The sequence below is a fragment of the Pseudomonas sp. EA_65y_Pfl2_P74 genome (assembly GCF_963970575.1).
GTDB lineage: Bacteria > Pseudomonadota > Gammaproteobacteria > Pseudomonadales > Pseudomonadaceae > Aquipseudomonas > Aquipseudomonas baetica_A.
In genome coordinates this window covers 76,706-102,052 of sequence record NZ_CAXAOQ010000014.1, presented here as the reverse complement: position 1 = coordinate 102,052, position 25,347 = coordinate 76,706, and the positions used below count along the sequence as shown (strand labels likewise).

Annotated in this window: 17 protein-coding genes; 11 read left to right on the top strand and 6 right to left on the bottom strand. The window is 59.7% G+C overall.

What is annotated here, in order from left to right:
- The first annotated feature begins 1 nt into the window (after position 1).
- The 3 genes from AACY18_RS13605 to AACY18_RS13595 all read left to right on the top strand — a co-directional run bounded on the left by AACY18_RS13605 (position 2) and on the right by AACY18_RS13595 (position 4,038).
- Positions 2-784: a hypothetical protein gene (locus AACY18_RS13605; protein WP_339465162.1), complete on the top strand. Its 783-nt coding sequence runs from the start codon at positions 2-4 to the stop codon at positions 782-784.
- Positions 785-796: 12 nt separating this feature from the next.
- Complete coding sequence (locus AACY18_RS13600) at positions 797-2,980, top strand: lipase family protein (RefSeq protein WP_339465161.1); 2,184 nt, start codon at positions 797-799, stop codon at positions 2,978-2,980.
- Positions 2,981-3,063: 83 nt separating this feature from the next.
- Positions 3,064-4,038 carry a hypothetical protein gene (locus AACY18_RS13595; protein ID WP_339465160.1) on the top strand — a complete coding sequence of 325 codons (975 nt, stop codon included), beginning with the start codon at positions 3,064-3,066 and terminating at the stop codon, positions 4,036-4,038.
- A gap of 186 nt (positions 4,039-4,224) precedes the next feature.
- On the opposite strand, the gene AACY18_RS13590 is transcribed toward AACY18_RS13595, so the two are convergent.
- On the bottom strand, positions 4,225-5,124 hold the full coding sequence (locus AACY18_RS13590; RefSeq protein WP_339465159.1) for a homocysteine S-methyltransferase family protein: 900 nt from the start codon (positions 5,122-5,124) through the stop codon (positions 4,225-4,227).
- 113 nt (positions 5,125-5,237) lie between these two features.
- Here AACY18_RS13590 and AACY18_RS13585 point away from each other — a divergent pair, with 113 nt between their 5' ends.
- The 4 genes from AACY18_RS13585 (at position 5,238) to AACY18_RS13570 (ending at position 12,339) form a co-directional block, all read left to right on the top strand.
- Positions 5,238-6,059 (top strand): ABC transporter substrate-binding protein, encoded by an 822-nt coding sequence (locus AACY18_RS13585; protein ID WP_339431492.1) that lies wholly within the window; start codon positions 5,238-5,240, stop codon positions 6,057-6,059.
- On the top strand, positions 6,056-6,892 hold the full coding sequence (locus AACY18_RS13580; protein ID WP_339431491.1) for an amino acid ABC transporter permease: 837 nt from the start codon (positions 6,056-6,058) through the stop codon (positions 6,890-6,892). The genes AACY18_RS13585 and AACY18_RS13580 overlap by 4 nt, the downstream gene beginning before the upstream one ends.
- An 85-nt stretch (positions 6,893-6,977) precedes the next feature.
- Complete coding sequence (locus AACY18_RS13575; protein WP_339465158.1) at positions 6,978-9,935, top strand: autotransporter outer membrane beta-barrel domain-containing protein; 2,958 nt, start codon at positions 6,978-6,980, stop codon at positions 9,933-9,935.
- 199 nt (positions 9,936-10,134) lie between these two features.
- Positions 10,135-12,339, top strand: a complete 2,205-nt coding sequence (locus AACY18_RS13570) for an autotransporter outer membrane beta-barrel domain-containing protein (protein ID WP_339465157.1) — start codon at positions 10,135-10,137, stop codon at positions 12,337-12,339.
- A 195-nt stretch (positions 12,340-12,534) separates the two neighbouring features.
- Here AACY18_RS13570 and oadA read toward each other — a convergent pair whose 3' ends face one another.
- Together oadA and AACY18_RS13560 are read right to left on the bottom strand one after the other, a co-directional pair.
- On the bottom strand, positions 12,535-14,343 hold the full coding sequence (oadA, locus tag AACY18_RS13565) for a sodium-extruding oxaloacetate decarboxylase subunit alpha (protein ID WP_339465155.1): 1,809 nt from the start codon (positions 14,341-14,343) through the stop codon (positions 12,535-12,537).
- An 11-nt stretch (positions 14,344-14,354) separates the two neighbouring features.
- Positions 14,355-15,770: an acetyl-CoA carboxylase biotin carboxylase subunit gene (locus tag AACY18_RS13560; protein WP_339431487.1), complete on the bottom strand. Its 1,416-nt coding sequence runs from the start codon at positions 15,768-15,770 to the stop codon at positions 14,355-14,357.
- 190 nt (positions 15,771-15,960) lie between these two features.
- On the opposite strand from AACY18_RS13560, the gene AACY18_RS13555 reads away from it, so the two are divergent.
- Positions 15,961-16,923, top strand: a complete 963-nt coding sequence (locus AACY18_RS13555) for a LysR family transcriptional regulator (RefSeq protein ID WP_339465154.1) — start codon at positions 15,961-15,963, stop codon at positions 16,921-16,923.
- On the opposite strand, the gene AACY18_RS13550 is transcribed toward AACY18_RS13555, so the two are convergent.
- The 3 genes from AACY18_RS13550 to AACY18_RS13540 form a co-directional block, all read right to left on the bottom strand.
- Positions 16,865-17,077 (bottom strand): PA3496 family putative envelope integrity protein, encoded by a 213-nt coding sequence (locus tag AACY18_RS13550; protein ID WP_339465153.1) that lies wholly within the window; start codon positions 17,075-17,077, stop codon positions 16,865-16,867. The genes AACY18_RS13555 and AACY18_RS13550 overlap by 59 nt on opposite strands.
- A 205-nt stretch (positions 17,078-17,282) precedes the next feature.
- A complete protein-coding gene (gene hexR / locus AACY18_RS13545) occupies positions 17,283-18,149 on the bottom strand; it encodes a transcriptional regulator HexR (RefSeq protein WP_007962240.1) in 867 nt (288 codons plus the stop codon).
- A gap of 127 nt (positions 18,150-18,276) precedes the next feature.
- Positions 18,277-21,150: a putative bifunctional diguanylate cyclase/phosphodiesterase gene (locus AACY18_RS13540; protein WP_339465152.1), complete on the bottom strand. Its 2,874-nt coding sequence runs from the start codon at positions 21,148-21,150 to the stop codon at positions 18,277-18,279.
- Positions 21,151-21,407: 257 nt separating this feature from the next.
- On the opposite strand from AACY18_RS13540, the gene uvrD reads away from it, so the two are divergent.
- From uvrD to AACY18_RS13525, 3 genes are all read left to right on the top strand, one after another.
- A complete protein-coding gene (gene uvrD / locus AACY18_RS13535; RefSeq protein WP_339465151.1) occupies positions 21,408-23,591 on the top strand; it encodes a DNA helicase II in 2,184 nt (727 codons plus the stop codon).
- 135 nt (positions 23,592-23,726) lie between these two features.
- Positions 23,727-24,167: an EamA family transporter gene (locus tag AACY18_RS13530; RefSeq protein ID WP_339465150.1), complete on the top strand. Its 441-nt coding sequence runs from the start codon at positions 23,727-23,729 to the stop codon at positions 24,165-24,167.
- 176 nt (positions 24,168-24,343) lie between these two features.
- Positions 24,344-25,210: a Tim44 domain-containing protein gene (locus AACY18_RS13525; protein ID WP_339431482.1), complete on the top strand. Its 867-nt coding sequence runs from the start codon at positions 24,344-24,346 to the stop codon at positions 25,208-25,210.
- The last annotated feature ends 137 nt before the right edge of the window (positions 25,211-25,347 follow it).

Below are 25,347 nucleotides of genomic sequence, written 5' to 3'. Positions count from 1 at the left end.
AATGACTACCTCGTATCCCCTGCTTAAAAGCTCTGTTTTGGGTTGTTGCTTCGTTGGCATTTCAGGCTGCGTGAGCAGTCAGCCGAATACGTTCACTTTCACCGCCGATATGCCGCCCGACTTCACCTATGAGGCCATCGCAGTGTATGTGCCTGCCAAAGGGGAAACCTGCACCGTGCCGGGCGGACGAGGCACTGGAGTTGGTTACAACCTGAAATGGCGTGAAAACTATCAGCCCAACTCCGAAATAGCCCTGCGCAGAACTGTCAGCGGATGCCCGCTGGTGATAAGCCGCATCGAGCTGGAAATCTATGCGACTTACGGTAAAGACCGGGGAGATTTTGGCGCTGACAGCGCCAGAGTGTTCATTCGGAATGAGGTGAAAGATCAGTACAAAAGCGTCTTTAACGAAGCAGGCGAAAGCACCTTCTACGGTGAATGCCAACAGCTCTTCCGAACGGTAGGGCCAAAACGGCGCATCGTGAAACTCCTCGATTGCAAGACTACCGATGCTCAGGGCGAGCTGAAAAGAGGCAAGCCTTCCGCGGCTTATACCCCGGACCAACTGCCGGGTAAGACCGTGAAGATGCACATCAAATTGGCCGACGAGGAGAAACCCGGCTGGGGAGATACGTGGGTGAAGGTTCCGAATGGCTGGAAGCGTTGCATGGGCAGAGGACTTGAAGATCAACGAGGTTATTGCAACGGTAACTACACCGACTTCAGCACTTTTCAGATGCCAGACGGCCGGCAATGCACCATTTATCCCGGTTGCACGGAATAAGGAGGTTTCGACATGACATCAATGGAAAAAGAGCTGGAATCTCCACTGAGCAGCCGCGTATTGACATGCCCAGCACAGGGTCGGTGGAGCAGCTTTCAATTAGTCGACGAGTTTGGTTCTGGCGAACCGTATGAAGGCTTGGCCTACGTCGTAGTCGATTCGGAAGGAAAAACCTACGATGGCAATCTCGATGGCACTGGCACAGGCAAAGTTTCTGAGCACTTCGCAGGGCCGATAGCACTCACCTTTGATCAGAAGTACCAAGGGGAAGAAGAGCTATACAAGGACTTACAAGCAAGACCTCATTACCCCCTGAAAATTACTGAACTTCAGGTACGCGCCGAACAAACCCGCTACCTGAACCACAACTCGACCCGCACCAGAGAAAACCCCGCACAAGCCTGCGCCGATGAATTCTTTCAGGTGGAAGTGCGTCATCTGGTCAAGCATGTTTCGCATTTGCCACCGCAGGTTTACAGCCATTACCCGCCCGGGTCGGGGCCGGCGAAGATCATGGGTAAGCATGGTGAGCGCGGTGTTGCCCTCATGCCGCTAAAACATACGGTGCTGGAAGTACGCCCGATGCGCGCCTTGCGCCCCATGCTGTCAATCGACGCTGGGGTCTGTGCGCTAAACCTCTATCAACTGGCGCTCATGTCCACCCTGAGCTATTGCCCGTTTGGTCAGAAGCCGGATAAACACCCCGTCGAAACGAAGACTGTGCGCTTCCCCTTGCAACCCACTGTTGGTAACTGGTTCGGGGATGCACTGGCCAAATTCGAAGAGCTTGGCAAAGTCGATGCGACGCAGACATCAGCGTATTACCCGCTTTTTGAAGATGTGCCGTACTCCAGGCGACTGGAGATCGTGCCGTTCGACCCAGATCTCTATGACGCAAACAAACCTGAACGGGAAGACGAGCAGGAGCACCCCGCCAAGATCCATTTCTTCGACGACAGGATCTTGGGTAAGCAGTCCACCGATACCCAAGCCTTCATCACCCACCACGACGAATTAATCCTGATTTCCGTGCGTGGCACCTATGAAATCATCGCGGATGGCCTGCGCGATGCCGATGCGTTTCAAGTGCCGTTCGAAGAACACGGCAGCAAGGTGCACCGTGGCTTTTACGAAGCGGCACAGAAAGCCTATGGTTTCGTCGTGAAATACCTCGACAGGTTTTATACCGGTCAAAAACTGCTGATCTGTGGGCACAGTCTCGGAGGCGCAGTGGCATTGCTGCTGTCGGAAATGCTGCGTCGGCGAGCAGACTTCAACTACAACATCCAGCTCTACACCTACGGCGCCCCCCGCGCCGGTGACGCCCTGTTCACCAAAGGCGCAGAGCCGCTGGAACATCACCGCATGGTCGCCCACAACGACCCGGTGCCCAGTGTGCCCGGCACCTGGATGAACACCAAAACGAGTGTTTACGGAACAGGTGCGGCACTGACCTTCGTCAACGTGCCCGTTGGCCTCTCGGTGTTTGTCGCCGGTATTACCAACTGGACCGGCGAACCCTACGAGCACCACGGCAAGCTGTACCACGCGATGCCGGTGCAGTTTGATCGCAATGAAAAGTCCATGATCCTGTGGGAGCCCGGTTGCGACACCGTTGCCCAGCATGCCGCCTGCTCGGTGGCCATTCAGCAAAAAAACGGCCTCCCGGATCGACCTTCGTTACTGACGCAACTCTTCAATGCCGGCAGCCACTCGATGGTCGGCAGCTACATTCCGGCGTGCTGGGCAACGCTGAAACGTTGGCAGGAAGCGCAATCAGCAAACCGATCCCTCGTATCGGATAGAGAGTTTGAGTGGATGCAAAAAGCGCTGGCGAGCATTACTTTGCAGTTGCGGCAAAAGCGCGACCAGACACGCCCGGACGCTTACGTTCGCCATCATGAAAAAACCATCGAAGCGCTCAATCGCGAGATCGACAAAATACAAATGTCGCTTGATCGCCTCAAAACCTTGCGTCAACAGCGCATCACCGAAAAAAAGGTCTACGGATCACTTTCGGACCAGCCCGAGCCGCTGTCTGAAAGCCTGTCGCGCTGGCTTGCCCATTCGGAAAACAAAGTCGTCGAGCAGTTGGCCATGGCGCCCACCAGCAAAAGTGATGACGGGCTACTGGCGTCGATCTACGGCCATACAGTGGGTGCGCCGCATACGCTGGATATCGATTCATTCATCTAAAAACAGTCCGGCACCCTCGCCATTTGCGTGTCTTGCGGGTAACCCGCGCCCGAAGGCTGCCCGGTTAACCCGCGAGGTTTTCCATGAAAGATTCAAGTTCAATGTCCGAAGCTCAAGCGCTGCCTGATTATCACCAATGCCTCCCCGCCGAACTCCACAGCCATGCGGATGATTTCATTCGCTATTTGCACGAACTGCCCAAGAGATCGCCGGTCGAGTGCCCGCTGTGCGGTCATCCACGCTTCAGACTGGAAACCAGCCAGAAAACACGCCTGCCTTTTTACCGCTGTGTGGCCTGCAACAAAGGCTTTAACTGTCTCTCGAAAACACCGTTTTCGAAAGTCGGGCTAATGCACCTCTGGTCAACCTTTGGTCAATACCTGTTGGCGGGTTGGTCGATGCGAGGTATTGCCGAAGCCATGAATATTGCCCCCAGCACCACTTCGCGGTGGAACAAACACTGCCGCACCGTCATGGCTAAAGACTTTCCAACGTTGTATCAGTGGTGGGCGGCACGCCAGGATCGAATCGATCTGGAGCCACCCGCACCTATTGCGGCTCAGGCCCAAGCGTTTCTGAGTGGGCTGGAGCATTTGCTCACGACTCCTCAAGCAGTCTGTCCAAAGTGCGGTTCACCTGACATGAAGCGTTTCGATGAGCGCCGCCCTGATTTTCGTTGCCCAGGCTGTTACAGCACTGTGAGTTTGCTGCAGGGCACGCTACTGGCCCGATTGGGTTATCCAGAGCATTGGCTGGGTTTTGTTCAAGGCTTGATCAACGGCGAGAGCGTGACTGATTTACAGCGGCGTACAGGCCTTTGCCAGCAGACGTGCAAGCGTTGGCAAGTACGTTTCATGCGGATGTTTGAAGAACAGGGCCACACCGATCTGGCACAGTGGATTACATGGCTGCGCAGCCGTCGGGTTAAAGAAGTGAGTGATTTTGTGCGAGACGGCGGGGAGCTGGAAGCGATTACAGGTTCTCGTTATTCCGCCAATTCAGGACGGCGATTTGCCGTTCCCCCGAAGAACCCGTGGAAGCGCAAACCCGATAAGTAGGCCGTAGGAGCATTTAACGCCGCGCACTTTTATCGGCGCACCGGGTTGGTCAGGGGGCGATGGCAGAAGTCATGGGACAGACCTCATCAAGCAGATGAGGCCAATCCTGGAGTCGCTATGCGTCCGTCATGTGGGATGGCCCCTACACCCTGGAGCTGCCGCAGGCTGCGATCTTTTGATCTTCTCTCAAGCGAGTTTCTGCGCCAGCACCGCAATGTGCTCCGGGCCGATCCCGCAGCAACCGCCCAAGTGACTGGCGCCGCGCTGCTGCCAATCAATCGCCCATTGCAGATAGCCGGGTGGATCGAGGTCTTCGCGCAACGGATCGAGTCCGTCATTGGCCGTCGCTTCCTTAGGCTGCGGCGGGAAGGCGTTGGCATAGGCGCCGATGTTTATCTTCACCCCCAGACGTTCGAAGGTCGCGCGTGCCGCGTCAATCGCCGCGCCGATCACTTCCGGCTGACTGCAATTGAACAACAGCGTCTCGACGCCCAACTCAGCCGCCGCTGCAGCCGCTTCGGCCACCGGCTCGCCGGAACGCAAACGCGGCACTTCGTCGGTGTCTTCGTCCTTCAAGGTAAACGACAGCCAGAACGGCTTGCCGTCCTGCGGCAGCCCGGCGTGAATGGCGCGCGCCTCGACGATCGAGCTTTGGGTTTCCGCCAGCCAAAGATCAACGTGCGGTGCCAGCCCCTTGACCAACGGGCCCAGCAACTCGGTCACCCGGGACGCCTCGAACAGATCCGGACGATAGGAGCCAAACAACGGCGGCAACGAACCGGCCACTCGCACCGCTTTGCCCGAAGCCTGCACCGCACGCCGCGCCAGTTCACCGGCCAACGCCGCCAGCGCCTGCCCTTCAGCGGCGAAACGTTCTTCGCCGATGTGGAACGGCACCACCGCGTAACTGTTGCTGGTGATCACATTGGCCCCGCTGGCGATGTAAGCGGCGTGTACCGCTTCCACCGCCTGCGGCGCTTCGCTCAACGCCAGCGCTGACCACTCGGGTTGCCGGAATGGCGCACCGGCGCGTTGCAACTCACGGCCCATGCCGCCATCGAGAATAATCGTGCTTGCTGCGCCCATATGCCTTTCACTCATAAGCTTATGAAAATAACTCACTATCAGAGTCGTTCTTATAACTATTTAATACGCACCATTCCGTTAATGACAACCTCTTTTTCAACCAGGGATCGACTGTGAAATTTCAACCGCTACTGGCCCTGGGCCTGACGATTCTGGCCGCCTCCTCCCAAGCCTTCGGCGGCGCCACACTGGATCGCGTCGAGCAGAAAAAAGAACTGGTTGGCGTGCTGATGGAAAGTTATCCACCGTTCTCGTTTCTCAACGAAGACAACCAGCTCGACGGTTTCGACGTTGATGTCGCCAAAGCCGTGGCGGACAAACTGGGGGTTAAGCTGCGTCTGGAAACGCCGTCCTGGGACGTCATCGCCGCCGGCCGCTGGAGCGGGCGCTACGACATCTGCATCTGCTCGATGACCCCGAGCAAGGCCCGCGCCGAAGTGTTCGATTTCCCGGTCGAGTACTACGCCTCCCCTGCGGTGATCGTGGTCAACGCCAAGGATGACCGCATCCACGGTGCCAAGGACCTGAGCGGTATGAAGGTCGGCCTCACCAGCGCCTCCAGCTACGAAAGTTATCTGAACAAGAATCTGGTCATCGAAGGCGCCGAAGACACGCAGTTGCAGTACCCGTTCGAAGACGTGCAGATCGCACCGTACGATACCGACAACGTTGCCTTCCAGGACCTGGGCCTGGGGGCCGGTGTGCGTCTGGACGCGATCCTCACCAACCTCGTCACCGCGCAGCCACGCCTGAACGAAGACAAACGCTTCAAACTGGCCGGTGCGCCGCTGTATTCGGAACCGAATTCGGTGGCCATCGAAAAGGGTGACGCCCAGTGGGATGCCAAAGTGCGCGAGGTGTTTGCGCAGCTCAAGCAGGACGGCACCCTGAGCAAGCTCTCACAAAAATGGATCGGCGCCGACATCAGTCAATGACTTCTTTCCCGACACCTCCACAGCCACCGCAACCGGTGGCTGCATCACGCCTGCAACGGCTCTTCGGTTTTCGTACGCGGTTGTACCTGACCTGGGCGGCGATGTTCTGCCTGTGCGCCGGGTTCTTCCTGAGCTTCGACCTGAAGTTCTCGATCATCCTCGACAAGCTGCCCAACCTGGTCGGCCTGAAGCTGGCACCCAATGGCTTCCTGCAAGGCGCGGCGCTGACGTTGTTTCTGTGCGTGTGCTCGATAGTCGCCTCGTCATTGCTGGGCTTCGTCACCGCGTTGGGGCGCTTGTCGAAAAGTGCCGTGGCGTTTGGCATCGCCAGTTTTTACGCTTCGTTTTTTCGTGGCACGCCGCTGCTGATCCAGATCCTGCTGATCTATCTCGGCTTGCCGCAATTGGGCATCGTACCCGGCGCCATCGTTGCCGGGATCATCGCCCTGTCGCTGAACTATGGCGCTTATCTCAGCGAAATTTTCCGCGCCGGCATCCTCGGCGTCCCCTATGGTCAACGCGAAGCGTCACTGGCGCTGGGCATGCGGGAGTCGGTGATTTTCTGGCGCATCACCCTGCCCCAGGCCATGCGCACGATCATCCCGCCAACCACCAACCAATTCATTTCCATGCTCAAAGACTCGTCGCTGATCTCGGTGATGGGCGTTTGGGAGGTGATGTTTCTGGCGCAGTCGTATGGTCGATCAAGCTATCGCTACATCGAAATGCTCACGACCGCCGCGATCATTTACTGGGTGATGTCGATCGGGCTTGAGCTGATTCAGGCACGCATGGAGCGCCATTACGGCAAGGCTTACGAACGCCGTACCTAAGGTGCTCTGCACTATCACCGACATCATTCTGTAAAACCCCATCGCTATACAGGACGGCCCGCTTATAACAAAAGGCCGTCCGCCCATGCCCTTCTCGCCTCAGCGATTGTCCCTCGCCATCGCCCTGTTGATCGCCACCACGGCCGCTCACGGCAAAACCGTGCAGATCGACAGCGCCACCACGGCTTCGCAAACCCTCGGTGGCAGCGACACGCTGACGATTTCGGCGCCGGGCAGCATCACCAACAGTGGCAAGGCTGTCAGCCTGAAGGACAACACCAGCGGTGTCGGCGTGGTGATCGATAACGCCGGCAACATCATCTCCACTGGCGGCCGGGCCATCGACAGCAGCGGCGACCTGAGCCAGGCACGCAATTACGCCCTCTACAACCGCAGCGGCGGGCAGATCCTCGGTGCCAATGATGCGTTGCGCATCGACAGCAACTTCGTCAGCGGCAGCCTGTTGATCGACAACAGTGGCGTCATTCGCTCCACCACCGGCCAAGGGCTGGACCTGGATGCGCTGCGCAGCGACGGGGTGAAAACCACGATCATCAACCGTGCGGGGGGGCTGATTCGCGGCGAGGCCAGCGACGGCATGAAGACCGGCGCCAATGCGACGATTACCAACTACGGCGAGATCTCGACGGGCGATTCGCACAACGCCGACCAAAAATTCGACGGCATCGATATCGATACCGCCACGGGTGTGTCGATCACCAACGACGGCGTCATTTCCGGCGGCCGCCACGGCATCACCACTGACCTGGGCGCGACACTGGTCAACTACGGACAGATCACCGGGCGCAACGGCTCGGGCTTCGGCTCCGACGGCGATGGTACGGTGATCAACCACGGCACCATTACCGGCGCGTACGCCGGGCTGCAAGCCAACGGTGATGGCGACGGCGTGGACATCGACAAGATCGCCCACATCGAAAACTACGGCACCATTCAAGGCGTTGGCGCGGGCGGTGTCGACAAGGGCGGGTTCGCCAACGGCAGTGAAGGCATCGCCCTGGGCGGCGGCTACATTTTCAACGCCAGCGGCGCCCTGATCAGCGGCGCTAACAGCGCGATCCTGGTAGACGACGGTAGCGACGGCTCGGGGCTGGCGGCAACCACGCTGGAAAACTTCGGCACCGTCCAGGGCCTCGACGGTTTTGGCGTGAAGTTCGTCGGTGAGTTCGCCGACAACGTGGTCAACGGCGGCACCCTCAGCGGCAGCAATGGCCTGGCACTGGATCTGGGCGGTGGCAACGACAGCCTGACCTTGCGCAATGGCAGCCGCTTTATCGGTGTGGTCGATGGCGGCAGCGGTTACGACCGGGTGGTGATGGACGACGTGGCGGGTGGCAGCTTCAGCGACAGTCGCAATTTCGAGTGGCTGGAGGTCAAGCAAGGCGCGTGGACGCTGACCGGTAGCGGCGATTTCAGCGACGGCGGCGCAGTGCGCAACGGCGCGACGCTAATCAACCAGGGCGCTATCGCCGGCAACCTCACCGTGGATGCTGGCGGGGTGTATGCCGGGGGCGGTTCGGTGGGCAGCCTCAACGTCAACGGTACATTGCGCACAGACACGGGCCTGGGCCGCGCGACGATTGTGCGTGACTTGAACATGGGCAGCGCAGCCACCCTCGCCTACGGCGTCAACGCCGACGGCAGCAGCGCGCCAGTGCAGGTCGGCGGCACCGCGAATCTCAACGGCGCGACCCTGGCCGTTAATCCCGGCAGCGGCACCTATCCGTGGCAGAGCCATTACACCGTGCTGCAAGCCACGCAGGTCAACGGCACCTTCGGCAAGGTCAGCAGCGATTACGCCTTTCTCACACCCACGCTGGCCTACACGCCAACTCAAGTCGGCCTGACGTACACCCGTAACGACGTCGCCTTCAAAGATTTCGCCGCCACCGGCAACGGCAGTAGCGCCGCCAACAGTCTGGCCTCAATGGGCAAGCACAACGCGCTATACAACGCCCTGCTCAACACCACCCAAAGCACTGCCGGCGCGGCAATCGAGCAACTGGCCGGGGCCAGCAATGCCAACCTGACCAGCGCCACCCTTGGCGCCAGCAGCCAGGTGGGCAACAGCATGCTCTCGGCAATGCAGCAAATCGGCGGCAGCCCGGGACTGATGGTCGGCCTCGATCAACACGAAACCCCTGTGCTGGCGGCCAACGGCGTGCCGTCCGAGGCGCGCAACCTGAACGATCCGAACGCTCGCGGCCGCCTCTGGCTGCAAGCCATCGGCGGCTACGGCAAGCTCGACGGCGAACACGGCAGCAGCGGTCTGGAGCAACGCTCAAAGGGCAGCGTGCTCGGTGCCGACTGGTCGCTGAATTCAGCATGGCGATTGGGCGTATTGGGCGGTTATTCGACAACCGATCTGGACGCCACAGGCGTCGATGGCAATGTCGAGAGCTGGCATGCCGGTGTTTATGCCCTGCATCAGAACGGCCCGCTCTCACTGCGCCTCGGCGCGGCATACAGCGGCCATCAAGGCGAAAGCAAACGCACCATCGCTTTCAACGGTTTCAGTGATCGCCCCAAAGGCGACTATGACGCCGACAGCCAGCAAGCCTTCGCCGAACTCGGTTACGCCATGGGCAGCGGCCGCCTCAGCGCCGAACCATTCGCCAGCCTCGGCTACCAGCGCTACCACCGCGACAGCTACCGGGAAAAGGGCGGCGCCGCTGCGCTGCAAGTCGACAGCCAGACCCAGGACAACTTCAGCAGCACCTTCGGCCTGCGCCTGGCGCACCTGAGCAGTCTGGACAACGGCATGAGCCTGACGCCACGCATGGCGGCGGGCTGGAAACACACTTACGGCGACGTCAGCAGCTCGACGCGCCAGGCCTTTGTGGTGGGCGGCACGGCGTTCAATGTGGACGGCAGTTCTTTGGATCGGGACAGTCTGGTGCTGGAGGCCGGGCTGGACGTGGGGATTTCTGCTCGGCATACGCTGGGGGTGGGGTATAGCGGCGAAATCGGCAGCAACAGTCGCAATCACGGGTTGATCGGGCAGTGGCAGATGAGTTTTTGATCGTTGAATAGCCAGTGTGGTCTTGATTAGTCGTAGGAAAAGGAGCCGGTATAGTCGCGTAAAAATACCGGTTCCGGATATAGCGGAAGATTTCGACAAAATGACGCGACAGCGCCTGCAAAACGGCGGGAAGTAGCCGACATCAAAATTTTTGCTGCGTCCCTAGAGTTTGGCCTTCTTTCAAAAAAGGCCTTGCTTGATGCTCATTCAACACACATTCAAACCACAACACTTGGCTTTAGCCATTGCGTTGGCGCTGGGCTGCGCAAAGATTGCAAACGCCCAGCAACTACCTGAAGCCTCTGACGCTGCGTCCACCGCGCAGGTGCCAGAACAGCCCGAAGACACCGTCTATGCAGAATCTCTTGGGAGGATTAAGGACTTTATCAACGATAAAGCGACCGTTCCGATTGCCTTCAATACACCCCAGAGCACTTTTCGAGGAACGGAACTCAACGATTTGATCGCTCTTCAAGACGACGCAAGCTTCACGGGGCAGTTGGATGGTGGCAAGGGGGACAACATGCTGCTACTGGATATCTCCGAGGGGGGCACGCTGAAAGACACCCGCAATTTCAATGCACTGTTTCTCGTACGCGGAGACTGGACGCTGAGCACAAAGGGAGACTTCAACCAAGGCGTGCTGGTAACACACAACGGTGCGCTGACCAACCAGGGCACCATCAGCGGTGGGGCGGTTACCGCTGGCAAACTCTTCAACAATGGAAGCATAAAAGGGGATGTCTATGTCGAGAACGGCGGCAGCTTTGCGGGTAAGGGCTCGGTAGGAAACTTGCACGTTAACGGCCTGCTCATGGTCAATGGATTGCATGGTAGCCCTCGAGTGAAAGGCAGTTTGAGCCTATCCCCGAATGCTGAACTGTCTTATGAGGTCGCCCCCGGCAGCAGTGGTCAAACGATCAAGGTAGACGGCACTGCCAAACTTGAAGGCGCCACCTTGAAAGTCGTTGCAGTTGCAGGGGAATACCCGCAAAGCAGCCAGTACAAAATCATCGAAGCCAGCAAGGTTGAAGGTCAGTTCGGCACGATACTGAACGATCTGGCGTTCATGACAGCCACACCTCAATACAACAAAAAATCTGTGGGACTGACCTACGCACGCAACGAGGTATCCCTGCCTAGCGTGGCCACCACCGACAACGGTCGTGCAGTAGCCGAAAGTATTGAAGAGCCATCGATCCCGGATCGACCACCGATATCAGCACCACTGCCGACAACAACGGCCGTACTGGCGACAAGTCCATCTTCCACGTCAGAAGAAGCACCCATTTCAGAAGACGCGGTGGCGGTGCGTGCCGCCCCTGTCGCCACACCGCCAGCCCCTCAAACAGCGGCCCCCCAAAACGCTGCGGTCGTCGCACTGTTGGCTAGCGACAAAAGCACCGCACCGATTGCCATCGAGCAGTTGGCCGCCGGCAGCAACGCCAACCTCGCCAAAGCCACATTGAGCAGCGTCACGCCCGTGAGCGCGAGCATGCTTTCGGCCATGCGCCAACTGGATAGCCGCTCGGGCGCTGCGTCTGGCTCTGGCAGTTCACCCCGGCAGGCGGCCGGCAGTGCAGACTCCGGACGCGTCTGGGTTCAGGCCATCGGCCATGGTGGCAAGGTCGATCGCGATCACGACAGCACCCTGAAACACGCCACCCAGGGTCTGGTCATGGGCGCGGATTGGCGACTCGATGAGCAATGGCATATCGGCCTGCTGGGCGGTAAATCCCAGACGAAACTGGATGCCCGCCAGTACGATGGCGACCTCGACAGCTGGCACCTCGGCGCCTATGCCGTGCGCCAGGACGGGCCACTGGCCCTGCGCCTCGGGGCGACCTACGCCAGCCATGACGGCAGCAGCAAACGTCGAGTGGTGTTCAAGGGCTTCAGCGACCGCCTGAAGGGCAACTACGACGCCAACACCCAGCAGGCCTTTGCCGAACTGGGCTTCAATTTCGGCCATAACAACGTGACACTCGAACCGTTCGCCAGCCTCGGCTATCAGCGTTATCAACGTGACAGCTACAGCGAAAAAGGCGGCGATGCGGCGCTGAAGGTGTTCGGGCAAACCCGCGACAACCTCAGCAGCCTCTTCGGCCTGCGTGCAGCGAAAATCAGCCGACTGGACAACGGCATGAGCCTGACGCCGCGATTCGCCGCAGGCTGGAAACATACCTTCGGCGAACTCGACAGCGATGCCCGCCAACAACTGCTCAAGGGTGGGAAACGCTTTGAAGTGGCCGGTGCCGCGCTGGATCGAAACAGTCTGGGCGTCGATGCTGGCCTCGACCTTGGCCTGTCGGCCAACCACACCTTTGGGCTAGGCATCACGGGGGATTTCGGAACCGAAAGCCGTACTCACAGTGTGATGGGCCAGTGGCGAATGGCGTTCTGATGGTCTGAACACTGTCCCTGTGGGAGATTGCTCGCGAAGAGGGAGTGTCAGTCGACATGATCTGTGACTGATACACCGCATTCGCGAGCAAGCCCGCTCCCACACGGGATTTGCGTGATTCAGTCAAAACCCGGACGAAAAAAAGGGGAGCACATGCCCCCCCGAGGTTTAAAGCGTTGTACCGAGGCTGTTATCTCAGCCTTCGATCTCGATCAGGATTTCACCCGGATTGACCCGGTCGCCCTTGGCCACATGAATCGCCGTGACCTTACCGGCAACAGCGGCCTGGACTTCGGTTTCCATCTTCATGGCTTCGGTAATCAACACCGCTTGGCCGGCCTTGACGGTATCGCCCTCCTTGACCAGCACGTCGACGATGTTGCCCGGCATGGTGGTGCTGACGTGGCCCGGCGCCGAGGCTTGCTTGCGCTTGCTGCTGCCACCGCCGACGAATTCGTTGAGCGGTTCGAACACCACTTCTTCCGGCATGCCGTCGATGGACAGGTAGAAGTGACGCTTGCCTTCAGCCTTGACGCCAACACCGGTGATGTCGACGCGGTAGGTTTCGCCGTGAACGTCGATGACGAACTCGGTCGGCACACCTTCGCCGCCCGACGACGCGACTTTGCCGGCTTCAGGAATCGGCAACAGCACCTCCGGCGTGAGGGTGCCGGCGGCTCGCTCTTCGAGGAACTTGCGACCGATTTCCGGGAACATGGCGAAGGTCAACACGTCTTCTTCGGACTTGGCCAGTGCGCCGATATCGGCTCGCAGCTTGGTCATTTCCGGCTTGAGCAGATCGGCCGGACGTACGTCGATCACTTCTTCGCTGCCGATGGCCTGACGACGCAGTTTCTCGTTGACCACGCCCGGCGCTTTGCCGTAGCCACCCTGCAAATACAGCTTCACTTCGTTGGTGATGGTCTTGTAGCGCTCGCTGGCCAGCACGTTGAAGAACGCCTGAGTGCCGACGATCTGCGAAGTCGGGGTCACCAGCGGTGGGTAGCCGAGGTCCTCACGCACACGCGGGATTTCCGCCAGCACTTCGGCCATGCGGTTCAGGGCGCCCTGCTCTTTCAACTGGTTGGCGAGGTTGGAGATCATCCCGCCCGGCACCTGGTTGACTTGAACGCGAGTGTCGACCGCTGTGAATTCGCTTTCAAACTGGTGGTACTTCTTGCGCACGGCATAGAAGTACAGACCGATCTCTTGCAGCAGTTCAAGGTTCAGACCGGTGTCGTACTCGGTGCCTTTAAGAGCGGCGACCATCGACTCGGTGCCCGGATGGCTGGTGCCCGAGGCGAAGCTGGAGATTGCGGTGTCGATGTGGTCGGCACCGTTTTCGATTGCCTTGAGCTGGCACATGGCAGCCAGACCAGCCGTGTCGTGGGAGTGGATGAACACGGGCAGCGACTGTTCGGCTTTCAACGCCCTGACCAACTCACCCGTGGCGTACGGGGTCAGCAGACCGGCCATGTCCTTGATCGCCACCGAGTCGCAACCCATGGCTTCCATTTGCTTGGCCTGCGCCACAAAGGCGTCGATGGTGTGCACCGGGCTGGTGGTGTAAGCGATGGTGCCCTGGGCATGTTTGCCCGCCGCTTTCACCGCTTCGATGGCCACGCGCAAGTTACGCACGTCGTTCATCGCGTCGAAGATGCGGAACACGTCGATACCGTTGACTGCGGCCTTGGCGACGAAGGCTTTGACCACGTCGTCGCTGTAGTGGCGGTAGCCGAGCAGGTTCTGCCCGCGCAGGAGCATTTGCAGACGCGTGTTAGGCAGCGCGGCGCGCAGTTGGCGCAGGCGCTCCCACGGGTCTTCTTTCAGAAAGCGTACGCAGGCGTCGAAGGTCGCGCCGCCCCAGCATTCCAGCGACCAGTAGCCGACTTTGTCGAGCTTGTCGCAGATCGGCAGCATGTCTTCGGTGCGCATGCGGGTGGCGAGCAGCGATTGGTGGGCGTCGCGCAGGATGGTGTCGGTTACAAAAATCTTTTTGGTCATTGTTCTATTCCTCACAGGCCTGCGTGGGCGGCGATGGCGGCGGCGATGGCCAGGGCCAGCTCTTCGGGTTTGCGCTTGATCGAGTAGTTGGTCAGTTCAGGATGGCTTTCAACGAAGCTGGTATTGAACTGGCCGCTACGGAATTCCGGGTTGCGCAGGATTTCCTGATAGTACGCGGCAGTGGTCTTCACGCCTTGCAGACGCATGTCGTCGAGTGCGCGCAGGCCACGGTCCATCGCCTCTTCCCAGGTCAGTGCCCACACAACCAGCTTCAGGCACATGGAGTCGTAGTAAGGCGGAATGGTGTAGCCGGTGTAGATCGCCGTGTCGGTACGCACGCCCGGGCCACCCGGGGCGTAGTAACGAGTGATCTTGCCGAAGCTCGGCAGGAAGTTGTTTTTCGGGTCTTCGGCGTTGATGCGAAACTGCAACGCAAAACCACGGTGCTGAATGTCTTCCTGCTTCACCGACAGCGGCAGGCCGGAAGCGATGCGAATCTGCTCACGGACGATGTCGATCCCGGTGATTTCTTCGGTGATGGTGTGCTCCACCTGCACCCGGGTGTTCATTTCCATGAAGTACACCTCGCCCTCGGCGAGCAGAAACTCCACGGTGCCAGCATTCTCATAGCCCACAGCCTTGGCCGCACGCACCGACAGGTCGCCGATGTAGGCGCGCTGTTCCGGGGTCAGTTGCGGGCTCGGGGCGATTTCGATCAGCTTCTGGTTGCGGCGCTGGATCGAGCAGTCACGCTCGAACAGGTGCACCACGTTGCCAAAGCTGTCGCCGAGGATCTGCGCTTCGATGTGCTTGGGATTGACGATGCATTTTTCCAGGAACACTTGCGCCGAACCGAAGGCCTTGGTGGCTTCGGAGATAACGCGAGGGAAGTTCTGTTCGAGTTCTTCGCGGCTGTTGCAGCGCCGGATACCGCGGCCACCGCCACCGGAGGTGGCTTTGAGCATCACCGGGTAGCCGATGCGGTCGCCTTCAGTGAGGGCTTCTTCAATACCCGATACGTTGCCTTCGGTGCCTGGGGTGACCGGTACGCCGGCCTTGATCATGCTGCGGCGCGCTTCGGTCTTGTCGCCCATGCGGCGGATGACTTCTGCCGAGGGGCCAATGAATTTAATACCGCGTTCGGCGCAGATGTCTGCCAGTTCAGCGTTTTCCGAAAGGAAACCGTAACCGGGGTGCAGTGCATCGCAACCGGTTTCAACCGCCAGGTTCACCAGTTTGCGCGGGTTCAGATAACCGGCCAGTGGCTCGGCACCGATGCTGTAGGCCTCGTCCGCACGCTTCACATGCAAGGCATGGCGGTCGGCGTCGGAAAAAATCGCAACCGAGCGAATGCCCATTTCGGCGCAGGCTCGCACGATTCGTACGGCAATCTCACCACGGTTGGCGATCAGGATCTTTGTTATCACTTGGAGGTTCCCTTGAGCCGGTGGCACCACGACCTGCTAGACCCAGGTCGACGCGTGACCAAATGTTTCAATTTAGTCGCGACTCCACACTAGCGCTCGAAAGGAATTAACAAAAATGAATAAAAATTGGGTCAGGCATAAGCAAAGACTTATAGTTGAAGCACTCGCCAGCCTTCAGAGCCTGTAAAAAATGCGTAAGTCCCTGATGCGTATGACATTGCGTCAATTGCAGATCTTCAACGAAGTGTGTGATTTGCGCTCCTACAGCCGCGCGGCGGATGAAATGTCTCTCACGCAACCGGCCGTCAGCCTTCAGATTCGTCAGCTCGAGGAGCTGATCGGGCAGCCATTATTCGATTACGTCGGCAAAAAACTCTACATGACCGAAGCCGCCGAAGCTCTGCAGCGCGCCAGCCGGGACATTTTCGGGCGCCTGGAAAACCTCGATATGCAGCTGTCGGACATGCAGGGTTCACTGCAAGGCCAACTGAAACTGGCCGTGGAATCCAGCGCCAAGTATTTCGTACCGCACCTGTTCGCCGCCTTCAAGCGTCAGCACCCGGAGGTGAACCTGCAACTGACCGTGGTCAACCGTGGCCAAGTCATTCGGCGCCTCTCGGATAACCGTGACGACCTGGTGATCATGTCGATGGTGCCTCAGGACATGGGCCTGGAGTTCCTGCCATTCCTCAACAACCCGATTGTTGCCGTGGCCCGCCCGGATCATCCGCTGGCGCACTTGGGGACGTTGCGCTTGCAGGATCTGGAGCCTTACACCTTGCTGATCCGCGAACCGGGCTCAGGTACACGACTGGCCTGCGAGGAATACTTCAAAGAGAAACGCGTGCACTTCACCCAGACTCAGGAAGTGGCCTCGGCCGAAGCTCAGCGCGAATGCGTGGTGGCGGGCCTGGGCGTGGCGCTGTTGACGCGCCACGCCCTGAACCTGGAGCTGGCGACCGGTGGCCTGGTCGAGCTGCCGGTCGAAGAGTTGCCACTGTTTCGCAGTTGGTGCCTGGTGCAAGCCAAAGCCAAACGGCTGTCACCGGTGGCACACGCCTTCCTGGCGTTTATCCGCAGCGAACGGGCACAGATCAGCGCGCTGGTTGAACGCTTCGACGGGAAGCTACCGGTGCCGCGTGCCAGTAATTGAGTTTGCCTTCCTCGGGAAAATCTCCGATCTGGGCCTGAAGCTGGCGGAGTTCGAAGCGATCTTCGATGGCACGGCGAAATTCCATGCGGCGCTGATCTTCCTGCTGACGACGGGTTTTCGCTGCGCTGTTGCGTTCTTCGTAGGGCTGAGCCATTTCGAGTCTCCCAAGGCGAGTACGGGAGTTTCACGATAGGCGCGAGGGATGACGGTTTGGCTTCGCGGGGATGACAGTGCGATGAAAGTTTCGCAGGGCGAGGGTGTTTTAGGGAATGCCTTCGCGAGCAAACCCGCTCCCACAGTGGATCTGCCGCGGACACACCTCTTGTGTCCAGGGGATCAAATGTGGGCGCGACCTTGCTTTAGTCGTCTAAGGCTTTCACAGCTTTTGGTGAGAGCCGCAAGCTGCGCAGGCTGCGCTTCACGCTCTTGAGGTGGTTGACCAGACTCGGCCCCCGCGCCATGGCCACGCCCATCGCCAAGACGTCGATGACCACCAGATGCGCAATGCGCGAAGTCAGCGGCGTATAGATTTCGGTGTCTTCATGCACATCGATCGCCAGATTGACCGTGGACAATTCAGCCAACGGCGTCTGGCTCGGGCACAACGTGATCAGTGACGCGCCGCTCTCGCGCACCAGGTTGGCAGTAATCAGCAAATCCTTCGAACGCCCGGACTGGGAAATGCAGATCGCCACGTCGGTCGGCTTCAACGTCACCGCCGACATCGCTTGCATGTGCGGGTCGGAATACGCCGCCGCCGTCAGCAGCAAGCGGAAGAACTTGTGCTGCGCGTCCGCCGCCACGGCGCCCGATGCGCCAAAGCCATAGAACTCGACGCGCTGGGCCTGGGACATCAGCGTCACTGCGCGCTGCAGTTCCACCGGATCGAGCTTCTCGCGAACCTCCATCAGGGTGTGCAACGTCGTGTCGAAAATCTTCAGGCTGTAATCGGCGACCGAGTCGTCCTCATGGATCGCGAACTGGCCGAAACTGGCACCGGCGGCCAGGCTCTGCGCCAGTTTGAGTTTCAGATCCTGAAATCCGGAGCAACCGATGGCACGGCAAAAACGCACGATGGTTGGCTCGCTGATGCCGACGCTGTGGGCCAGGTCGGCCATGGAACTGTGCATCACCGCCGCAGGGTCAAGCAGCACGTGGTCGGCGACCTTGAGCTCCGACTTGCGTAACAGGTGACGTGATTGGGCGATGTGTTGCAGCAGATTCACGGGGCTGGACTCTTCTTATGGTCGGGGATGTAGCAAGCTTGTAGTTATACTACATGAATCGGCTTTTTGCCTGCTCAATGCGTAACTCCATGCCCCCATATCAGGCGCGATGGCATACATGTAGCCCTTAAAACGTATTGTCCTGTTCGCGCAAAAGCCCGGCCAGATCGGCAGCTTCCACCGGTCGACTGATCAGATAACCCTGCACTTCATCGCAACGCTCGGCACGCAAAAATTCCAGTTGCTCCTGCCGCTCGACCCCCTCGGCCACCACTTTCAGCGACAACCCATGGGCCATGGCGATGATCGCCCGGGTGATCGCCGCGTCTTCACTGCCCTCCCCCAAACCCCGGATAAACGCCTGATCGATCTTCACGTAATCCACCGGGATGCGCTTGAGGTAACTGAGCGACGAATAGCCTGTGCCGAAATCATCAATCGCCAGTTTCACCCCCAGATCGCGCAGTTGCTGGAAGGTCGCGATGATGTGTTCGACGCTGTCGAGCAACTGGCTCTCGGTCAGTTCCAGTTCGAGGTAGTGCGGCGCCAGCCCGGTTTCTTCCAGCACCTGGCGCACCAGACTGACCAGTTTGCCTTGGCGCAACTGGTGCACCGACAGGTTCACCGAAACACGGATCGGCGCCAGCCCCTGACGCTGCCATTCGCACGCCTGCCAGCAGGCCTGGCGCAGCACGAATTCGCCGATCGGCCCGATCAGTCCGGTTTCTTCGGCCAGACCGATGAAGTCCCCCGGCGGCACTCGGCCCATGGTTGGATGATCCCAGCGCACCAGCGCTTCCGCCGCATTCAGGCGCCCGGTCTCCAGGCACAGCTTGGGCTGGTAGAACACCTTCAACTGCTGCTCTTCGATGGCTTTGCGCAACTGGTTTTCCAGTTGCAAGCGCTCAAGGGTGCTGGCCTGCAAGCTGTCGGTATAAAACTGGAAGTTGTTGCCGCCCAAATGTTTGGCATGTTGCATGGCCATGTTCGACTGACTGAGCAGCGCGGAAATCTCCCGCGCATTGTCCGGCAACATGCTGATGCCCATCGATGCACTGACCACCAACTCATGGCCTTCGACCGTCAGCGGCAGGCGCAGTTTGGCCGCCAATCGCGTGGCCACTCGGGCCAGACTCGACAGGTTGCCGTAGGCATCGAAGAGCACCGCAAATTCGTCGCCGGACAACCGGGCAATGGTGTCGGCTTCCGGTAAGGCATTAACCAACCGTCGCGCCATTTTTTGCAGCAACTGGTCAGCGATTTCGTGACCCAGACTGTCATTGAGCAGTTTGAAGCGATCCAGATTGATGTGCAGCAGCGCCAGACTGCGTCGCCCGCCCTGCCGCACCCGTTGATGCGCTTCGTGCAGGCGTTCGCGGAACAGCGAGCGGTTGGCCAGACCTGTGAGTTCGTCGTAATGGGCCAGATAACGCATGCGCTCTTCGGATTCGCGCCGTGCTGACAGATCGGCGAAAAAGCCCACGATATGGCTGACATTTCCCCGACTATCGCGCACCGCGTTAAGTTGTAGCCACTGCGGATACAGCTCACCGTTCTTGCGGGTCTCCACCAGTTCGCCCTGCCAACTGCCGTGCTGTTCCAGCGCATGGCGGATCGCAACGTAATGGCGGCGGGCATCGCGGCTGCACGGCAACTCGACGACGTTACGCCCCAGCATGTCGTCGATGTCGTACCCCGTGACCCGACTGAAGGCCTGATTGATCGCGATCAGCGCGTAGTTCGGATCGAGAATCACGATGCCTTCGCTGGCCGCTTCAAACACGGTCGCCGCCAGTCGCTGCTGTTCTTCAAGGTGTTTACTGGCGCTGATGTCGCGGCGCGTGCCGAGCATGCGGATCACCCGCCCGCTCTCGCTGCGCTCAACGGCGCGACCACGGTCCTCGATCCACACCCAGTGGCCGTCGCCGTGACGCACGCGGTATTCGATCTGGTAGTCCTCGGTGCGGCCCTTCAAATGCTCGATCAGCGCGTGTTTGAGCACCGGCAGGTCTTGCGGGTGCAGCCGCGGCTTGAGGTCGCGCAGGATCGCTGTGACGTATTCCGGGGCGAGGCCGAACAGCTCCTGAATCTGCGTGTGATGGACTTCGTCGGTTTGCAGATTCCAGTCCCACAGCCCCAACTCACTGGCTTTCAACGCCAGTGCCAGGCGCGCCTCGCTTTTGCTCAACGCCTGGTTAGCGGCGTCCAGTTCACGACTGCGCTGGGCGACGCGGTCTTCCAGTTCGACCTGCGCTTCGCGCAATTGGCCCTCGGCACAGCGACGGTGCTCGATTTCCCTGGCCAGCTCCTGATTGAGTTGCTCGCTGCGCGACTGCGTCTGTTGCAGGTGTTCGATCAGGTGCTGATTCTGGAAGCGTCGCAGCAAACCGCGATCGATCAGACGATTGACCTGCCACGCCACCACGCTCAGCGAACCCAGCAGGATCAGCCCCAGCCAACCCCAGCCGCGCGCCTGCTCATCGCCGCCCCAGAACAGAAAACCGATCGCCGGCAGCAGGCACGGCAAGGTAAAGGACAAGAACGCCGGCAGGCTCACGGCATAGGCAACACTGGCCGAGAGGGTCGCGGCGCCGATCAGGCCGAACACCCAGGCTTGCTGCATGAAATTGTCGGCCGGCACCAGAGCGATGCCAGCCCCGGCCAGGGTCAGGCCGGTCATGGTCGAGCCGATCAGGAACATCCGGAACCAGATCGGCTGGGCTTGACGATGGGGAATCGCCGAATCGAACGCGGCCACCTGAATCACCCGTAATGCGACCAGCAACAGCAACCACACCAGCCAGACGCTGACCACGAAGTAACGCTGCGGGCTCCAGAGCAAACCGGCGCAGACCAGACCATTGATCAACATGAACAGCGTGGGCAATAAAGAGCCCTGATACAGCAGGCGTGTGCGCTCGACCGCCATTTCGGTGGCGTAATGCCGGCGAATAACCCGGGGTTCCACAGAGGGGCCCGACAGTTCGGAGCTGAGGGTCATGGGCAACGTTCTTGTTCTTATAAGGAGGGCGTGCGCCCGAAACGTGGACGGAGCATACACAAGCCGATCCTGTTGCCAAACTGCTCCAGATCATAATTTCACGGAAACTTTTCGCCCCCTCGCCACTGAAAAAACCCGCAAAGCGAGGCGGGCTGACGCCTGTAGGCAGTGACCGACCGGTCGTCACTGGCAGGACTTTCATCGGCTAATGCAAAGCTCGGTTTGCCCGGGCCTGCGGCGCGCCCTAGAATGCCCCGATGCGCGATGATCTCTCCCTTCTGCTGAACTCCCTCAACGATGCCCAACGCCAGGCCGTAGCGGCCCCCGTTGGCCGTCAGTTGGTCCTGGCCGGTGCTGGCTCCGGTAAAACCCGAGTGCTGGTGCACCGTATCGCCTGGTTGATCCAGGTCGAAAACGCCTCGCCCCACTCCATTTTGTCGGTGACCTTCACCAACAAGGCCGCTGCCGAGATGCGTCATCGCATCGAGCAGTTGCTGGGTATCAACCCGGCGGGCATGTGGGTCGGCACCTTCCACGGCCTGGCGCACCGCTTGCTGCGGGCACACTGGCAGGAAGCGGGCTTGAGCCAGACTTTCCAGATTCTCGACAGCGACGATCAGCAGCGGCTGGTCAAGCGAGTGATTCGCGAGCTGGGTCTGGACGAACAACGCTGGCCGGCCCGTCAGGCCCAGTGGTTCATCAATGGGCAGAAAGACGAAGGTCTGCGTCCCAAACACATTCAGGCCAGCGGCGATCTGTACCTGGCAACCATGCGCAGCATCTATGAGGCCTACGAGGCGGCTTGCCTGCGTGCCGGCGTCATTGACTTCTCTGAGCTGCTGCTGCGCGCGCTCGACCTGTGGCGCGATCATCCGGGCCTGTTGGCGCATTATCAGAAGCGTTTCCGGCACATTCTGGTGGACGAATTCCAGGACACCAACGCCGTGCAGTACGCCTGGTTGCGTCTGCTGGGCAAGGGCGGCGACAGCCTGATGGTGGTTGGCGATGACGACCAGTCGATCTACGGCTGGCGCGGCGCGAAAATCGAAAACATTCATCAGTACTCCTCCGACTTCCCGGATTCGGTGACCATTCGCCTGGAGCAGAACTACCGCTCCACCGCCGGCATCCTAAAGGCCGCCAACGCCCTGATCGCCAACAACACCGGACGCCTGGGTAAAGAGCTGTGGACCGACGGCGGCGATGGCGAAGCGATCAATCTGTACGCCGCGTTCAATGAACACGACGAAGCACGCTACGTTGTCGAAACCATCGAAAGTGCGCTGAAAACCGGCCTGGCACGCAGCGATATCGCGATTCTGTACCGCTCCAATGCCCAATCGCGCGTTCTGGAAGAAGCCTTGCTGCGCGAACGCATTCCGTATCGCATTTACGGCGGCCAGCGCTTCTTCGAGCGGGCGGAAATCAAAAACGCCATGGCCTATCTGCGCTTGCTGGAAGGTCGCGGCAACGATGCGGCACTGGAGCGGGTGATCAACGTCCCGGCCCGCGGCATCGGCGAGAAAACCGTCGAAGCAATCCGCGAGCATGCGCGCCACAGCGATGTGTCGATGTGGGAAGCCATGCGCCAACTGGTCGCCAATAAAGGCCTGACCGGTCGGGCGGCTGGCGCGTTGGGGGCGTTTATCGAGCTGATCGAGAACCTCGCCGCCAAATGCATGGAGATGCCGCTGCATCTGATGACGCAGACCGTCATCGAGCAATCCGGCCTCATCGCGTATCACGAAGCGGAAAAAGGCGAGAAAGGCCAGGCCCGGGTGGAAAACCTTGAAGAACTGGTCAGCGCTGCACGCAACTTCGAGACCACCGAAGAAGACGAAGAACTGTCACCACTGGCGGCATTCCTCGGCCACGCTTCGCTAGAGGCCGGCGACACTCAGGCCGATGAGCATGAAGACAGCATTCAGTTGATGACCCTGCACAGCGCCAAAGGCCTGGAATTCCCTTACGTGTTCCTGGTGGGTATGGAAGAAGGCCTGTTCCCGCACAAGATGAGCCTGGAAGAACCGGGACGCCTTGAGGAAGAACGGCGTCTGGCCTATGTCGGTATCACCCGGGCGATGCAGAATCTGGTGATGACCTATGCTGAAACCCGACGCCTGTACGGCAGCGAAACCTACAACAAGGTGTCGCGTTTCATACGAGAAGTGCCGAAGGGTCTGATCCAGGAAGTGCGCTTGTCGAACAGCGTCAGCCGACCATTTGGCGGCAACCAGTCGATGAGTGGCAGCAACCTGTTCAGCGGCAGCGAAATTCCGGAAACCGGCTTCAGCCTCGGCCAGACCGTGCGTCACTCGATCTTTGGCGACGGGGTGATCCTGAATTTCGAAGGCGCCGGCGCTCAGGCCAGGGTGCAGGTGAATTTCGGCGAAGGCAGCAAGTGGCTGATGTTGGGCTACGCGAAGCTCGAAGCCATATAAGCCTTACGGCGTCCCTGAGGGAGCGGGCTTGCTCGCGAAAGCGGTCTTTCATTCAACACTGCGTTGGCTGACACGCCCTGATCGCGAGCAAGCTCGCGCCCCACAGGGGCTGGCGCTAATCATCGGGATAGCCACATGGGCTCAGGCTTCTTTTCCTCCTGGACATTCTGGGCACTGCTCTCGGCCACTTTCGCCGCGTTGACGGCGATCTTCGCTAAAGTCGGCATCGAAAACGTCAATTCCGACTTCGCCACCCTCCTGCGCACCATCGTGGTACTGGTCAGCCTGGCCTTGATTTTGTACGCCACGGGCCAATATCAGTCATTGGGATCAATATCCGCCAAGAGCTATCTGTTCCTGCTGTTATCCGGCCTGGGCACCGGCGCATCTTGGCTGTGCTATTTCCGGGCGCTAAAGGTCGGCCCGGCCTCGCTGGTGGCTCCAGTCGACAAGCTCAGCGTGGTGCTGGTGGCAGTGCTCGGCGTGATCCTGCTGGGCGAGAAACTCGACCTGCGTCAATGGGGTGGAGTCGGTCTGATTACGGCCGGTGTGGTGATGCTGGCGTTTCGTCGCTGAGCAAATTTCTCACTGAACCCATCCCGATTTCCTACAGACAAAAGTACATAGCCTTATTGCCTGGACCAAGCTGAACGTAACCTGTCAGGCAAAAGCCCGAAACACTCTCTCGCTAGCCAGTAACACTTCAGCTGTGCAACATGGCGCGCGTGTCTCCACAAACGGGTATTCCCTTTATGAAACGTTTTCTTAGCATCGCCATGGCGTTGTGCATCGGCCTGACGATGAGCCTCGACGCCAACGCCAAGCGCTTTGGTGGTGGCAAAAGCGCCGGCGCTGCGCCGACGCACCAGACCAGCCAGATGGCTCCCTCTTCCTCAGGCATGGGCGGCGCTGCGGCGACTGCCGGTGCCGCTGGCGCCGCTGCCAAGGCCGGCGGTGCTTCGCGCTGGCTCGGCCCTCTGGCCGGCATTGCCGCCGGTGGCCTGCTCGCATCCATGTTCATGGGCGGCGGCTTCCAGGGCATGCAGATCTTCGACATCCTGATCATGGGCTTGATCGCGTTCGTGATCTTCCGTTTCATCGCCGCTCGTCGCCGCAAGCAGCAAGAGCAATTCGCTCCGGCCGGCGCGCCGATGCAGCGTGAAACGTTCGAGCAAAAGCCTGCGGCCATGGGTTCGATCTTCGGTGGTTCGGCTGCACCGGCTGCCGCCCGTCCGGTAATCAACGCGCCGGCCTGGTTCAACGAACAGAACTTCCTTGAAGCTGCGCGCAGCCACTTCCAGTCGCTGCAGCAGCACTGGGATGCCAACGAAATGGACAAGATCGCCGAGTTCGTGACCCCGCAAATGCTCGAGTTCCTCAAGCGTGAGCGTGCGGATCTGGGCGACGCGTTCCAGTCGACCTACATCGACAACCTCCAGGTGCAACTGGACGGCGTCGATGACCGTGCCGACAAGACTATCGCCACCCTGACTTTCAGCGGTGTGTCGAAGACTTCGCGTTTCGACCAGGGCGAAGTGTTCAGCGAAAGCTGGAACATGGAACGTCCGCAGGGCGACAACCAGCCTTGGCTGGTCGCCGGTATCCGCCAGAACGGCTGATACCCTCTGCGTCAAGCATGCGCTTATGAAAACCCTGGACTCGTCCGGGGTTTTTCTATTTCACGGTTGCATCTATAGCGAGCTACTGTATAAACCGGCCCATATAAACCGCGCCATTCAAGCAAGAGGATCCCGGA

What these genes read in the sequence shown, in the direction of transcription:
- AACY18_RS13525 (WP_339431482.1), top strand. Translation starts at nt 24,344, where the DNA reads ATGAAACGTTTTCTTAGCATCGCCATGGCGTTGTGCATCGGCCTGACG.
- AACY18_RS13600 (WP_339465161.1), top strand. Translation starts at nt 797, where the DNA reads ATGACATCAATGGAAAAAGAGCTGGAATCTCCACTGAGCAGCCGCGTA.
- uvrD (WP_339465151.1), top strand. Translation starts at nt 21,408, where the DNA reads ATGCGCGATGATCTCTCCCTTCTGCTGAACTCCCTCAACGATGCCCAA.
- AACY18_RS13550 (WP_339465153.1), bottom strand. Translation starts at nt 17,077, where the DNA reads ATGGCTCAGCCCTACGAAGAACGCAACAGCGCAGCGAAAACCCGTCGT.
- AACY18_RS13580 (WP_339431491.1), top strand. Translation starts at nt 6,056, where the DNA reads ATGACTTCTTTCCCGACACCTCCACAGCCACCGCAACCGGTGGCTGCA.
- AACY18_RS13530 (WP_339465150.1), top strand. Translation starts at nt 23,727, where the DNA reads ATGGGCTCAGGCTTCTTTTCCTCCTGGACATTCTGGGCACTGCTCTCG.
- AACY18_RS13540 (WP_339465152.1), bottom strand. Translation starts at nt 21,150, where the DNA reads ATGACCCTCAGCTCCGAACTGTCGGGCCCCTCTGTGGAACCCCGGGTT.
- AACY18_RS13555 (WP_339465154.1), top strand. Translation starts at nt 15,961, where the DNA reads ATGCGTAAGTCCCTGATGCGTATGACATTGCGTCAATTGCAGATCTTC.
- AACY18_RS13570 (WP_339465157.1), top strand. Translation starts at nt 10,135, where the DNA reads ATGCTCATTCAACACACATTCAAACCACAACACTTGGCTTTAGCCATT.
- AACY18_RS13590 (WP_339465159.1), bottom strand. Translation starts at nt 5,124, where the DNA reads ATGGGCGCAGCAAGCACGATTATTCTCGATGGCGGCATGGGCCGTGAG.
- AACY18_RS13595 (WP_339465160.1), top strand. Translation starts at nt 3,064, where the DNA reads ATGAAAGATTCAAGTTCAATGTCCGAAGCTCAAGCGCTGCCTGATTAT.
- AACY18_RS13605 (WP_339465162.1), top strand. Translation starts at nt 2, where the DNA reads ATGACTACCTCGTATCCCCTGCTTAAAAGCTCTGTTTTGGGTTGTTGC.
- AACY18_RS13575 (WP_339465158.1), top strand. Translation starts at nt 6,978, where the DNA reads ATGCCCTTCTCGCCTCAGCGATTGTCCCTCGCCATCGCCCTGTTGATC.
- oadA (WP_339465155.1), bottom strand. Translation starts at nt 14,343, where the DNA reads ATGACCAAAAAGATTTTTGTAACCGACACCATCCTGCGCGACGCCCAC.